Annotated in this window: 16 protein-coding genes and 1 other RNA gene; 1 reads left to right on the forward strand and 16 read right to left on the reverse strand. The window is 60.0% G+C overall.

The window, feature by feature from the left end:
• Positions 1–186: 186 nt before the first annotated feature.
• From Q0899_RS02580 to Q0899_RS02615, 8 genes are all read right to left on the reverse strand, one after another.
• On the reverse strand, positions 187–369 hold the full coding sequence (locus Q0899_RS02580; RefSeq protein WP_298291991.1) for a DUF4169 family protein: 183 nt from the start codon (positions 367–369) through the stop codon (positions 187–189).
• Positions 366–1,757: a class II fumarate hydratase gene (gene fumC, locus Q0899_RS02585; RefSeq protein WP_298291989.1), complete on the reverse strand. Its 1,392-nt coding sequence runs from the start codon at positions 1,755–1,757 to the stop codon at positions 366–368. The genes Q0899_RS02580 and fumC overlap by 4 nt, the downstream gene beginning before the upstream one ends.
• 94 nt (positions 1,758–1,851) lie before the next feature.
• Positions 1,852–2,808, reverse strand: a complete 957-nt coding sequence (locus tag Q0899_RS02590; RefSeq protein WP_299191019.1) for a haloalkane dehalogenase — start codon at positions 2,806–2,808, stop codon at positions 1,852–1,854.
• Between the two features lie 101 nt (positions 2,809–2,909).
• Positions 2,910–3,422, reverse strand: a complete 513-nt coding sequence (locus Q0899_RS02595) for a ClpXP protease specificity-enhancing factor SspB (RefSeq protein ID WP_298291985.1) — start codon at positions 3,420–3,422, stop codon at positions 2,910–2,912.
• A gap of 68 nt (positions 3,423–3,490) precedes the next feature.
• Positions 3,491–4,732 carry a chromate efflux transporter gene (gene chrA, locus Q0899_RS02600; protein WP_298291983.1) on the reverse strand — a complete coding sequence of 414 codons (1,242 nt, stop codon included), beginning with the start codon at positions 4,730–4,732 and terminating at the stop codon, positions 3,491–3,493.
• A complete protein-coding gene (locus Q0899_RS02605; protein ID WP_299191020.1) occupies positions 4,729–5,544 on the reverse strand; it encodes a sulfurtransferase/chromate resistance protein in 816 nt (271 codons plus the stop codon). The genes chrA and Q0899_RS02605 overlap by 4 nt, the downstream gene beginning before the upstream one ends.
• Positions 5,545–5,651: 107 nt before the next feature.
• Positions 5,652–6,020, reverse strand: coding sequence for an antibiotic biosynthesis monooxygenase (locus Q0899_RS02610; RefSeq protein WP_298291979.1), 369 nt, complete (start codon positions 6,018–6,020; stop codon positions 5,652–5,654).
• Positions 6,017–6,340, reverse strand: a complete 324-nt coding sequence (locus Q0899_RS02615) for an NIPSNAP family protein (protein WP_298358396.1) — start codon at positions 6,338–6,340, stop codon at positions 6,017–6,019. The genes Q0899_RS02610 and Q0899_RS02615 overlap by 4 nt, the downstream gene beginning before the upstream one ends.
• Before the next feature lie 144 nt (positions 6,341–6,484).
• Between Q0899_RS02615 and Q0899_RS02620 the strand changes: the two genes are divergently transcribed.
• Positions 6,485–7,159, forward strand: coding sequence for a winged helix-turn-helix domain-containing protein (locus Q0899_RS02620; protein WP_299191021.1), 675 nt, complete (start codon positions 6,485–6,487; stop codon positions 7,157–7,159).
• Here Q0899_RS02620 and Q0899_RS02625 read toward each other — a convergent pair.
• The 8 genes from Q0899_RS02625 to Q0899_RS02660 all read right to left on the reverse strand — a co-directional run bounded on the left by Q0899_RS02625 (position 7,156) and on the right by Q0899_RS02660 (position 13,230).
• On the reverse strand, positions 7,156–7,593 hold the full coding sequence (locus Q0899_RS02625) for a nuclear transport factor 2 family protein (protein ID WP_298358393.1): 438 nt from the start codon (positions 7,591–7,593) through the stop codon (positions 7,156–7,158). The genes Q0899_RS02620 and Q0899_RS02625 overlap by 4 nt on opposite strands.
• Positions 7,594–7,679: 86 nt before the next feature.
• Positions 7,680–8,031, reverse strand: a transfer-messenger RNA (tmRNA) gene (gene ssrA, locus Q0899_RS02630).
• An 83-nt stretch (positions 8,032–8,114) separates the two neighbouring features.
• Entirely contained in the window at positions 8,115–9,665 is a 1,551-nt protein-coding gene (locus tag Q0899_RS02635; protein ID WP_299191022.1) for a multicopper oxidase family protein, read from the reverse strand.
• 148 nt (positions 9,666–9,813) lie between these two features.
• Positions 9,814–10,143, reverse strand: coding sequence for a hypothetical protein (locus tag Q0899_RS02640; RefSeq protein WP_298291971.1), 330 nt, complete (start codon positions 10,141–10,143; stop codon positions 9,814–9,816).
• A gap of 80 nt (positions 10,144–10,223) precedes the next feature.
• Complete coding sequence (locus Q0899_RS02645) at positions 10,224–10,544, reverse strand: hypothetical protein (protein ID WP_298291969.1); 321 nt, start codon at positions 10,542–10,544, stop codon at positions 10,224–10,226.
• 21 nt (positions 10,545–10,565) lie between these two features.
• Positions 10,566–10,787: a hypothetical protein gene (locus tag Q0899_RS02650; RefSeq protein WP_298291968.1), complete on the reverse strand. Its 222-nt coding sequence runs from the start codon at positions 10,785–10,787 to the stop codon at positions 10,566–10,568.
• Positions 10,788–10,841: 54 nt separating this feature from the next.
• Positions 10,842–11,873: a Dot/Icm T4SS effector Zinc-dependent metalloprotease LegP gene (gene legP, locus Q0899_RS02655; RefSeq protein ID WP_298291966.1), complete on the reverse strand. Its 1,032-nt coding sequence runs from the start codon at positions 11,871–11,873 to the stop codon at positions 10,842–10,844.
• A 307-nt stretch (positions 11,874–12,180) separates the two neighbouring features.
• Entirely contained in the window at positions 12,181–13,230 is a 1,050-nt protein-coding gene (locus Q0899_RS02660) for an extracellular solute-binding protein (protein WP_298291964.1), read from the reverse strand.
• Positions 13,231–13,338: the final 108 nt, after the last annotated feature.

Consider the following 13,338-nt stretch of genomic DNA (forward strand, 5'->3'; position numbering starts at 1 on the left):
ATAGCTGCATAGATTTATTGTCCGATGCCCCCCCGGGTCGTTCATAACCTACCGCGCAGATGCACTGTGGGAGCGGGGAAAAATTGCTCTTTTTTATCCGTGAATTCGTATTCCTGAATGAACTGGCAGATAGTTACGAAACCGGTTTCCGAAAAAAGCTAGTTTCCTTGGCTGCAATTGCCAGCGTCAGTCTGTTGTTTGGTCCAGTTTATGCCCATCAATATGGGCCTTTTGGCGAGAATGCGCCGCTTTGTCGACCAGCTTTTCAACCCCCTTGCGCCCGTGCTTAATCACGTTTGCGTTTGCGCGGGCCTTTTTGTCTGCCCGCGCCTTGGCCTTGCGAAATTTGTTGAGGTTGACCGGCTTCATTTCGGGCCGATCATGTCCTTCGGCTGAACCACGCGGTCAAATGTCTCCTCATCGACCAAGCCCAGCGCAATGGCTTCCTCTTTCAAGGTGGTGCCATTCTTGTGGGCGGTTTTGGCAACCTTGGTCGCGTTGTCATAGCCGATGGTCGGGGCCAGAGCCGTGACCAGCATCAGCGACTCCTTCATCAGCTTGTCGATGCGCTCTTCATTGGCCAGCGTGCCGACAACCATGTTGTCGGTGAAGCTGCCCGCCGCATCGCCCAGCAATTGCATGGACTGGATGACATTGTAGCTCATCATCGGGTTGTAGACGTTCAGCTCGAAATGACCTTGGGAGCCCGCGAACCCTACGGCCGCGTCATTGCCCATGACATGAGCGCAGACCATGGTCAGCGCCTCGGCCTGCGTTGGGTTCACCTTGCCGGGCATGATCGACGACCCCGGCTCGTTTTCGGGCAGGATCAACTCGCCAAGGCCGGAGCGGGGGCCGGAGCCCAAGAGGCGCATATCATTGGCGATTTTGAACATAGAGGCCGCAGCAGTTTTCAGCGCGCCTGAGAACATGACCATTGCGTCATGGGCGGCCAGTGCCTCGAACTTGTTGGGGGCAGTGACGAAAGGCAAGCCGGTGATGGACGCGATTTCCGCCGCGACCTTCTCGGCAAAGCCTTTGCGTGTGTTCAGCCCGGTGCCCACAGCGGTGCCGCCTTGGGCCAGCTCGTAGATGTCGGGCAGGCAGGCTTCGACCCGTTCAATGGCTTTGGCCATTTGATGCGCGTAGCCGCCGAATTCCTGGCCAAGGGTCAAAGGTGTTGCGTCTTGGGTATGGGTGCGCCCGATTTTGATGATGTCCTTGAATTCTTCCGACTTAGCCACCAAGGCGCTGTGCAGTTTGCGCAGGCCAGGCAGCAACGTGTCGCGGGCCACCATACCGATGCCCACATGCATCGCGGTCGGGAATGTGTCGTTTGACGACTGCCCCATATTGCAGTGATCGTTCGGGTGGACGGGGGTCTTGGAGCCCATCACGCCGCCCATCATCTCGATCGCGCGATTTGAAATGACCTCGTTCGAGTTCATGTTGGATTGCGTGCCGGAGCCGGTTTGCCAGACCACCAGCGGGAAGTTGTCGTCAAACTTGCCGTCGATCACCTCTTGCGCGGCGGCTTGGATATGGGGGGCCAGTTCGGCATCGAGATCGCCAAACTCAAGGTTTACCGTCGCCGCGGCCTTCTTGATCACGCCAAGCGCGCGGATGATGGCGACGGGCTGCTTTTCCCAACCAATCGGGAAATTCATGATCGAGCGCTGTGTTTGCGCGCCCCAGTATTTGTCCGCAGGGACCTCCAAGGGGCCAAAGCTGTCGGTCTCGGTACGGGTGTCGGTCATGGGGAAATCCTCGAATTTAGGGTCGAGAAAACCTATACGGGGCAGGGGGCGCGATGACAATCATGCGCCCCCACCTTGGACCATGTTTACGCTATCAGATTGATTTCAGCCATGTGGCCAAAGCTGTGCCAATTTCGGTCGGGTAATCTTCCTGAATGTAATGCGTGCCTTCGCCCAGATGGACCGATTGCAGGTTGCGCAGGTTGGCCTTCAGCCAGTCAGCGGCCTGTGGCGGGATCAGCGCGCCGGGCGTGACGTGAAACATCAGCTTGGGCATGTCGGAGGCAAGGAACCATTCGGAATAGTCGTCGATCACCTTGATGACGTTGGCAGGTTGATCGCCAAAGGGCACTTCGCGGGGCCATGCCAAAAGCGCCGCGCGGCTTTCGGGGGTCGGATAGGGGGCTGTGTAATGCGCCATCACCTCATCGCTGAGCGGGGTTTTCACGCCCACCTGACGCAGGATGACCTGCAGAAACATGTCGTCCTCCAGGATCATTTTCTCGCCCACACCGGGGGTCTGCCAGGCCTTGAACAGATCGCCAAACTCGCCAAAGGCCTCGTAACTTGGGGCAGGCATGACCGGGGGCAAGACGGCCTCCATGAAGGCGACCGCGCTGACGCGGTCGGGGTTCTTCGAGGCCCAGTCCAACCCCAACGCGGAGCCCCAGTCATGGATCACCAGCACCGCGTCCTGCAGATCAAGCGCGTCCAGCAACCCGTGAAGATGCGCCGCGTGATCGGCGTATTTGTAGTCAATATCGGGTTTGCTGCTTTGCCCCATCCCGATCAGGTCCGGGGCGATCACGCGATGCGTGTCCGCGACATGCAGCAAGATGTTGCGCCACAGGTAGGAAGAGGTTGGGTTGCCGTGCAGGAACACCACCGGCCTGCCGGACCCTGTGTCCACATAGGCCATCTTATTGCCCAGGATCGACTTGGTCTTCATGTCATACGGGAAATCTGCGGGCGCGGAGGCCAGCGGCAGCGGTGAGGCAAGGGTGACAGCGGCTGCGGCGGCGGTACTGCGCAAAAGGTCGCGGCGGTTCATGGGGAGGCTCCTGTTACTGGTGTCAGGACCTCAAACTAGGGGATGAAAAACCGCGCCGGAACCGGCGGTCGCGCGCCGGTGTGGATCACAAACGATCCGGATCAGTGCTTGCGGAAACTGTCCAGGCTGACAACGTCGGCCTTCTTCTCGGGCGCGCCTGACATGTCGGGCTCTGCCTCTGCCTCAGCCTCTTTGACTGGGTCGGGGGCCGCGCTTTCTTCGTCAAAGTTGGGCAGCTCGACAACCTCGTGCAGATCGCCTTCGTGGCTTTCGAACCGCAGGCCAAATTCGACGGAGGGGTCAACAAAGGTGCGCAACGCATCAAACGGGATGCGCAGCGGTTCGGGGTTGTCACCGAAATTCAGGGTAATCTGGAACCCGTCCTCGGTCACAAACAACGCGTCATACCAGTGCTGGATGACGACGGTCATTTCCTCGGGGTAGCGGTCAAACAACCAATCCGCCATTTCCACATCCGGGTGCTGCGTGTCGAAGGTGATGAAGAAATGGTGCTCGCCCGGCAACCCGTGGTCGGCCACATCCTGCAACACATCCGAGATCAGCCCGCGCATCGCGTGGTGCATCTTTTTGCCGTAGTCGATGGTGTCGGGCATGGGCGCAAATCCCTTGGCGTCATCCTGTGACTCAGCATAGGGGATTCGCACCTGAGGGGAAGGGGCGATCAGACCAGACTTGCCGCCAACCCCGCCAAACCGCCGATGCCCAGCACCGCAATCAGGTTCATATGCCGTACCAGCAAGAGATACCCCGCCGCGAGCGCCAGCAAGATTGCAACCCAGTCGAGACTTGCCAGGTCCGGGACAAGGACCGCACCAAAGCCCAGCGGGACCTCGCCCAGTGTTGCAAAGAACAGGTTAACGGCGAACCACAGGGTCAGGTTCAAGATCACGCCGACAACCGCTGCGGTGATGGCGCTGAGCGCCGCCGCCAGCCGTGGGCGGCTTGCAAGCCAGTCTATGTACGGCGCGCCCGCGAAGATCCACAAAAAGCAGGGCGCAAAGGTCACCCAAAGCGTGACAATCCCCGCGACCAGCGCCAGCCCAATTCCGCCCTCGCGGTAGCCTGCCAGAATGCCCACAAATTCCGTCACAAGGATCAGCGGCCCCGGCGTGGTTTCGGCCAGCCCCAGCGCGTCCATCATCTCTGGCGTGGTCAACCAGCCCAAATCGCCAACCACGGCTTGGGTCATGTAGGCCAGCACCGCGTAGGCCCCGCCAAATGTCACCAGCGCCAGCTTGGAAAAGAACAGGCCGAGCGGCCCGAGAAAATCGGGGTCGATCGCAAAGATGACGCCAAGCGGGGCCAGCCAGATGGAGGCCCAAATCAGCGTGGTGCGCATAGTCTGGTTGAGCGAAACAGGGGCCGCATCCTCGGGCGGTGTCTTGTTGGACAGTGCCGCGCCGATCACGCCCGCGCCAAGAATGATCATCGGGAAGGGAACGGACAGGACATAGATTGCCACAAATGCCACGCCTGCGATGACCCAGTGCGCGGGGCGCAGCAGTGCGCGTTTCGATATCTTGAGCAGCGCCTCGATCACGATGACCACGACCACCGCCTTGATGCCCAGAAACACCGCTTGCACCCAGCCCAACCCGCCAAAGGCGGCGTAGCCCAAGGCGAGCGCCAGAATGACCGCAGCGCCCGGCAGCACGAAGAGCAGCCCCGCGATCAACCCGCCCACAACGCCCTTCAGCCGCCACCCCGCATAGGTCGCAAGCTGCATGGCCTCCGGTCCGGGCAGCAGCATGCAAAAGCTCAGGGCCCGCAGATACTGCGCCTCGGTCAGCCAGGGACGGGACTCCACCAACTCCTTATGCATCAAAGCGATTTGGGCGGCGGGGCCGCCAAAGGACAACACCCCGATGCGCGCGAAGACGCGCGTAAGCTCGGCCAGGGTCATGAGCTGGCCTTTTTGTTGCCCGGCCAATCATGGCCTTCGCCCTGACCATCGCGGGCCCAGCGGTATAGCGCGTCGTATATTTCCATGCCGGCGTCTAGTTGCGCGATGTCATCCTTGTAGGCCCGGCTCAGGCCGACCGAGATTGCCAGAAGGCCCGCGGCCTCCGGCGCCAGATCATGGCGGTTGGTGTCGGCCGCCCGCACCACGGTCGCAAGCGATTGTAACGCCGGGATGTCGAGCTTGAACGCCTCGATCATGGTGTCAAAGGTGCAGCGGTCGCCATGGTGCGACCACGCGACCCCTTCAATGTCGAACGCGGTGCCGCCGAATTTTTCGGCGACCAGTTCCACATCAGCAGGGGGGACAAACAGAAACTTGGCGGCCGGATCCACGAAGCGGCGGATCAGCCACGGGCAGGCAATTCGGTCGATCTTGGGCCGGTGCCGCGTGACCCAGAGTGCGCCGCGCAAGGGTTGTGGCATTGCTGCGGCAGGCACCAAAGGCAGGCCAGCGTCGCGCCAGCCAAAATTTCCACCCTCCAGGTTTTCCGCCTGGATGCCATGCGCGCGCAACAACGCGGCGGCCCCGTGGCTCAGTTTCTTGCCCTTTTGGCAGATGACAACCACCCGCTTGCCGGCCAGCTCGGGGATCAGTGCCTCGATGTCAGCGTGGGGGCAGCGTCGCGCGGTTGGGATCAGGCGCGGATCATCTTCGAAATCCGGCTCAATGCAAACGTCGATCACCTCGGGCGCGTCGCGCGTGCCGATCAGACGCATCAGGTTTGCTGTAGAGATTTGGTTGAATGAAGGCATAGTGGCACCCCGACTAGAGTTTGATTGGGATGCGAAACTTGGGCTGGCGCCTCACGGGGTATTCGCGCAACCCCATCCGGGAAATGTGCCGCGCGCCGCCAAAAACGTCAAGCGCCTGCCTTGAACGGGCACCCATGGGCGAGGTTGCTGTCATCGGGGGCTTGATCGCGCCTTTCATCCAGCCCGTAGTCTCGGATCACCGACCCGATGCGCAACCGATAGCCCGCGAACAAGCCGCCGCGCCCCGCCTTCTGTGCCGCGCGGTGTTCGGCCAAGGTGCGCCAGTTCTTCAAGGCCTCCTCGTCGCGGAAGAAGGAAAGCGAGATAAGCTTGCCGGGGTTGGTTATGGATTGGAACCGTTCGACCGATATGAAGCCGTCGACCTCCTCCAGAAGGGGGCGCATCTTCGCGGCTATCTCCAGATAGCCCTCCATCTTGCCGTCGGCGGGTTCAACTTCGAACATAACAGCGATCATTTCAGCTCTCCATGTGGGGTGCTGCACAGTTTCAGGAATGTGCGATCCTCGCGCAAGATGAACTTTTCCTTCATCGCGAAATCGTAATTCTGCCGCCCCAACGGGTCGCTGGCCAGTCTGGCGCGGTACGTTTCATACGCGGACAGAGAAGGGATGTTATAGACGCCATAGGCCAGGGTGGAAGACCCTTCATGAGGGGCGTAATAGCCAACAAGATCGGCCCCGTTGCGCGGAATGGCCTGGCCCCAGGTCTGGGCATATTGCTCAAACTGCGCCGTCTTGGTTGGATCGATTTGGTAGCGGATGAAACAGGTCAGCATTTTGTGGTCCTCAGGTTGGGTGGTGAACACCTAACAGCAATGTCGTCGTCAATGGTTCGGTCAGGGCCGAACTATGCGGGGTTGATTTTTCAGCGCCGCGTAGCGCATAGTTCGGCGTGAATCGAACTATGCCGGGGGCTTCCTATGAAAGACGGACCAGACATTGCGCAGATCGCCGCTTTGATTGGCGACCCGGGGCGCGCCAACATGCTGGCGGCATTGATGAGCGGCAAGGCTCTGACCGCGGGGGAGTTGGCGTCAGAGGCCGGGGTGCGCGGCCAGACCGCGTCCGGCCATCTGCAGCGGCTGGAAGAAGGCGGTTTGGTAAAACGCAACAAGCAGGGGCGTCATCACTATTTCCAGATCGCGGATGCGGATGTCGCCGGTGTGTTGGAGGCGCTCATGGGGTTGGCCGCCAAGAAGGGTCAACTGCGCACAAGAACAGGGCCGCGTGATCAGGAGCTGCGTTTGGCGCGGGTCTGTTACAACCATTTGGCCGGCGACATGGGGGTCGCGCTTTTTGACCGGCTGAAGGCCCGCGGCGCATTGGAAATAAGGGCTGATGGCATTGTGCTGACCGAAAAGGGCAGGGCGCGGCTGGACGCACTGGGCGTCGAGATCGACACGAAGAGCCGCGCGCCGGAATGTCGCGAATGCCTTGATTGGTCCGAGCGCAGGTCGCATCTTGCGGGGCGCACCGGGCGGGCAATCCTGGATCACATCTATGCGCAGGGCTGGGGAAGCCGCGTTGAGGGGACCCGTATCGTGCGGTTCACCGGAACCGGCGCTGCTGCATTTGCCAAAGCCTTCACCTTCTAGGTGAAGGTTTCATAGAGCCTGCCGCCCATCATCAGCGTTTGCATTGTGTCTTCTGGAAGCTGTCCCAAGGACTTGAAAAGACCTATGTAATCGGGGCTGGACGCAGATCTGACGAACTTTCCGTTCTCGATCTTACGGTACAAATGAACGGTCAGCGTCGCCTCCGCATCGGTGTCGAGGCGGCGGCCGTAAACGGTGAACAGGCCTGAAATTTCTGACCCTTTGCTGATCACGTGGTCCAGGGTGAAACGGTGCGGCCGGAAGTTGCGGCAAATGGCACTGACCATGGTCTCGTAGTCATTGGGTCGCATTTTGAGGTCGCCAGCGACGGGTGACATCTCGGTCTGGGGGCTGAAGGCGGCTTCGGCGGCTTTGAAATCCTGATCGATCCAGACTTTTTGCAGCCAATCTCTCAGGAAGTCTTCATTGGTCATGACGTCGGCTTTCGCGAAAAGGGGCCATGACCACGGTTTAAAACCAATAGGTAAAGAACCGGTAAGCGACGCTAAGCTGTTGATAAAGCGCAGGTTTCTGTTGCCAGGTACCTGCAAACCCCGCCTTAAGCGGCTAGGCCTAAGGGCTTAAGATTTCAATGTTTCGGACTGCTTACGCAGCCAGAGCCATTGGAGCTTTGTTGTCGTTTGCAACTAGCTTAAATGAACCGATAACGGTGGTATCTCACCGAGACAAAGCTAACCCCTTTAGACGTTCGTCGATCCTATTTCGACCCCAAGCTCTTCAAACGAAAGAGAAATTTGGTGGAGTCGCCGGGTACCGCCCCCGGGTCCGATCCGCTTATTACGAGCGCGTTTATGTCCATAGTCCCGAAGGACCCTTTAGATATAGGGACCCCGCCCAAAGGTTGCAATCACCGTGTTGCCCCTGTTTTGGGACATTTTGGGACAAAACGTTATGGGCCAAAACCCATTTTGGGACAAAATAAACTTGCCTCAGATCACTCAGATATGCGGATCAGCTGCATCATCCCGTGATCTTCATGGAGCAGGATGTGGCAGTGCTGGACAAAGTCGCCGGTGAACTCCCGCAAACGCATGCGGATTACAACATGACCCTTTGGCGGCAGCGGGACGGTGTCTAGCCAGCGGTTTGGCTCGATCGAGTCGTCGCTGATCTCGATAACTTCGAACGGGTTCACATGGATATGGAACGGGTGCATGAAATCGGACTCGTTGGTGATGACCCATTCCTCCGCGGTGCCCACCGTCATCTCGACGTCCACGCGGCCTTCTTCGAATTCCTTGCCGTTGATCAGGAAGCCGGGAAGTTTGCCCTCGCCGCGGTCTTCCATCGAATAGACGATGTTACGCGTTTCAGTTTTCTCAACTTCGGTGTCGGTGACGTTGTCGTGGGAGAAGCGCGCGTCAAAGCCTTCGGGCAGTTCGCGAATGACGACCGGCTCCTCAGACGGCAGAACTTCGTAGAAGCCGATGGTCTCATCCTCCTTGTCGGCGTCGAACTGGCTGTGGTCGCCGACTTTGTAAATCTCGTACATGCCCGGGCCAACTTGTGGCACCAGCACGTCGACCCGGTTGCCGGGTGCAAGATCGATTGTGTCGGTGGGGCGCACAGTGCGCACCGGTATGCCGTCAAAGGCGATGGGGTGCAGATCGACGGGTCGTCCCGTGGCCATGTCGCGCAACTGAATATGAAGGAAGTCGTGGTAGTTGGCCGCGATAAACCGCCAGCGTTCAATATCGCCGTAATTTGCCTGAAGGGTGGGGCCATGCAGGGCATTGATGGTGGTGGTCTTGTTGGGCGCGCCTGCAATATCGGCCTGGCTTTTCAGGATGCGGTTCGTTTCCTCCGGCTTGATCTGCTGGATCACCATGACCCGTTCGGTCGCGTCGCGGATGATATCAAGCTCGTCAATGCCGCCTTCGATGATAATCGCCCCCGACATGCCTTGGGAGACCTGCGGCTCAACGGATCCATGTTTATGGGGGTGATACCAGAATGTACCACAGACATGCGTGTCAGGAATTTCGTAATAGTGATCAAACCCGCCGCCCGGCGGTATGCTGAGAAGCACATCGTCAGCGGGCGATTGCGGCGACACCCATAACCCGTGGGTGTGCAGGTTGGTTGTGTTCATACCATGCGGCTCGTTCATGGAGCCTGTATGGGCATGTGGTTCCGGCGGCAGGGTGTTGCGGAGCGCGATGGCCATCGTGTCGGCGGGCTTGATCCGCAAAGTGGGGCCGGTGAAGAGGCCGTCATAGGTGCGATAGCGCCGTGTTTGACCGTCCAGAAATTCTTCCCGCAGGGTGACTGTCAGTGAGGTGGAGAGATGCCCACCATCGGAGCTTTCCGAAGGTGGCTGAGAGAACGGCACGGCGTTCGGAGTGACGCTCTCTTGAACTGTTGGAATGGAAAGCGGTCTTGCCTGCGCACCGTTCGGCAGCAGTGCCGCGAGGCTGGTGGTGCCCATGAGCTGCAGCGCGGTGCGTCGTGTCAGTTTGGCCGCTTTGGAATTACTTTCTGGCATTTTGTCCCCCCTCAGGTGCCTAAATCCGTCGCCGCTCTGGTTCGGATCCTTTGCTGTGGTGCAAATGGCCCGTACCGCGCGGAAAAAACTCAATAAGGAAAAGACTAGCGCCGGGCCTGTATCCAAACAAGGTAGGGGGGCTTGGGTTTCAATCCACCAACTGCAACGGCACCGTGATGTCGTCGCCGCTGTCGGCGGGGATGGATTGGGTGGTGATCATGTCGCCGAGCTGGATGTCGGGGCCGCCGTGTTTGGCCAGATGCGCCTTGATCGTGGCGGCGGGGGCGACGTGGGGGACGTCGATCTCGAAGGGCAGGGTCTCGGAGGACGCGTCGAAATTGTCGGGGATCGTGGCCACCACCTTGGCCACATCGACCGAGCGATCGCCCAGCCGCGACGTGTCCTGCAGCGTGATGGTGACGTCCTGACCGGGTTCGACCGCGTCCGGGTTTTCAAATGTCAGGTGTCCACGAATCATGCGGGCCTCGGGGCTGGAATGTTGGATGCCGCCCGGCGCGGCGTGTGTGTGCGCGCGCCGGGCGGCGGGGTTGCTTTCAGTTACGGATCGGGTGGCGGAGGGGCTTCTTCCTCCACATCACCGTCGCCTTGATCGTCCTCATCGTAATCGTCGTCGCCGTCCATGTCACCATGGCCCGGAGGAGCGGCTGCTGTCGAACCCTCATCCGCGCCCGCCGACAGGTCGTCGTCGCCCCCGATGGCAGGTGGGGGAGGCGCACCGGCATCGGAGGAAACGTCGTCGCCCGCGGACATATCGCCGTCCAGAGGCGGGGGGATGGTGGCGTCATTGCCGAGATCAAAGCTCTGCGCCGCGCTTGCGCCGTCGCCTAAGCTGACGGTCACTGTAATGTTGTCTGACATCATATTTCTCCAATCCGCGCCTTAGCGCATCACCACGCGTTCGATGACGTTGTTGGCGATGTAGACATCGACCCGCTTGCCGCCCGCGCGCGCCGCATTCAGCGCGGTGAAGACGTTGGACACCCCGTCCTTCTGGCCGGTTTTCACCTTCTTCCAGCCGGAGATGCCGCTGATGATCGCCCAGCAGTTCTGCGCCTGCGAGGTCGAGTAGGTGCGTGTCACGGTTTTGTTGTTATTCCACATGGTCGTAATCCTTCTTGAAAATGTATTTTGGTAAAAATGGTGGTGTGGCCGGGCCTAGACCATCTGGGCCCGGTAGATGGTGCTGCCGTTCTTATAGAGCGACACCTTCTTGCCGAAGGCCGCCGCAAAGCAGCACAGATCGAAGACGTTTGAGCAGCCGTCCTCGGTCTTGGGGTCGATGCGCAGCCAGCCCTTGCCCTGCGGGGCCACCCAGCAGTTCTTGTGGCCATGCGTGGCGTAGACCCGCGCGATGTTCACCGTCTCCCACAGCTGGTAGATGCTGTGGATGGCGGCCACATCGCCCGGGCTGAGCCCGTTGCGCTGCCCCAGCGTCTTGCCGGGCGGGATGCTTTCGATGGTCGGCTGCCCGTTCTTGGAGAACGCGTAGCGGCCATAATGCATGATTGACCCGTAATCATAGGCGCCCACGTCATCGCCGTCGGCGATGTGCTGGTTGAAGTTATGCTCCTTGCCAGCGGTGATGTTTTGCCAGTTGATCTTGACCTTGGAGTTGCGGTCCTCGCGGCTTTGCTCGTGCCACAGGCCGAAGGCGTGCCCGATCTCGTGGATCGTCGCACCCAGGCCGCAACCCGGGGCCAGGCCAATGTCCTGCCGCCCGCCTTGCCTGCCCACCATGGACCAACAGCCCGTCGCGGTGCGGAAGCGCACGTAGTCGGGATATTGCGACGCATTGGCCGACGTGCGTTTCACGAAATTGACGCCCGTCTTCTGCTTCCAGTGGGCAATCGCATCGGTGACGCGCTTCTGGTTGGTCAGCCCGGAGTGGATTTCGTAGGGCATAGTGGCGTTGGGCCAGCGGCGGTTTGCACCGGTGATGACCACGCCGTGGGCGACGTCGGTGTCTGCGCCCTCGGCTTCTATGGCCTCCTTGGCGGCGGCGGTTGTGGCCTCCACCTCGTCGACCGTGCCGAGCACGATGCACCCTTCGAACACCGCAAGCCCGTCAACGGCTGCGTATTGCACCGTTCGGTTCTTGAAGTTTTCCCCGGAAATGATGCCGGTCCTGACGTCGTCGCTTTCCAGCATGACATCACAACCACATCCAGTCTTGCCTTCATCAGACATACCAAATTCCTTTGCAAAAATGACTTTTTCAAATTGGTCTTCTACGCCGCTTAAAAATAAATGCGACGGTGGGATCGTACCACAAATCAAGCGTTTTTCAAAATCGGCAGGAGCGCCTGCGACCGGATCGCGGACGCGGGTCGCGCGGCGGCGCTCGCGCGCGAGACGGCGCATTCGAATTGGAAATCAGGTGGTTAGAAGCAGGTGTTGGCAGCGCAAGTTATTTCGGCGAAAAACTGCGCGCCCGGGGGCTGGCTGCCCGCAATCGGAGCATGGCGACCGCCCCGAAAGGCGGCCGCCTGAACGCTTAGAATCCGGCTTTGATTCGCTCGAAATCCTTGATCATGGCTTCACGCAACGCGTTGTCCATCGGCAGCTGCGCCAGCTGCGGGGCGGAGATGTCGTTGAGGCCCACTTCGGTCAGCGTGTCCTCACCAAACGTCCCCATGGCGGCAGTGTTGGAGTGGCCGTAGCCCCATTCATTGACGATGTAGTCAGCGGTTTCCTGAGACAGGAAGCTTTCGATGAAGTCATGCGCCTTGTCCTCGGACCCGGGGCCGTCCTTGAGGTTCACATAGCCGCAGAACCAGCTGGACGAGCCTTCTGCCGCCTCGCGCTGGAAGCCGACCTTGTAGTCGTCGCCGACCATCTGCACCGGGGTTTCATTCCAGGACCAGGCGATTTGCACTTCGCCCGTGGCCATCAACTGTGCCAGCTCAGCGCCATCGGCCCAATAGGCGCGGGCATTGGCGTGGGCCTTGCGCAGCCAGTCGGAGGCTTTCTTGAAATCTTCCTCGGTCGCTTTGGTCCAATCTGGAGTTCCGGTCGCCAGATAGGCAAGCGCATAGGCGTCATCGACATTGTCGGGCAGCGAGGTGCGGCCTGCGTATTTCGGATCGAGGAAGACCTGCAGGGAGGCCACATCTTCGGCAGGCACGTCTTCGCTGAGATAGGCGATGCCGGTCATGCCGAGATCGGCTGGGATGAAATAGACCTCCCCGTCGCGCACGAAGGTCGGGTCGGTTTTGTAGAGATCGGCCAGCGTGTCGTAGCTGGGGATTTTCGAGATGTCCCAAGGCTCCAAAAGACCCGCCTGGAACCATTTATCCACCGATTGCGAGCAGGGGTGGGCCACATCGGCCTTGAAGCCGGAGCGCAGCTTTTGGAACGCCTCTTCTTCCTCACCGAAGAATGCGTAAGTCGGGCCAGAGCCGTGCTTTTCGGCGTATTTGATGAAGAAGCCTTCTTCCTCGTAGCCGGACCAGTCGAAGACCAGAAGGTCCGGGTCGGCGGCGAAAGCGGTGGTGGTGGTAAGCGCGAGCGCGGCGGTGCCCAGCAATTTGGTGATGTGGTTCATGAAATGCCCTCCCAGGCGGCATGGTGGTTTTGCTGGCGGAAAGGCTACGGATTGGGGCGACGTTGGACAAGAGTTTCTTGGGGTTTCGCCGTGCTTTGCACGGCGATC

Source organism: uncultured Litoreibacter sp. (genome assembly GCF_947501785.1).
Taxonomy (GTDB): Bacteria; Pseudomonadota; Alphaproteobacteria; order Rhodobacterales; family Rhodobacteraceae; genus Litoreibacter.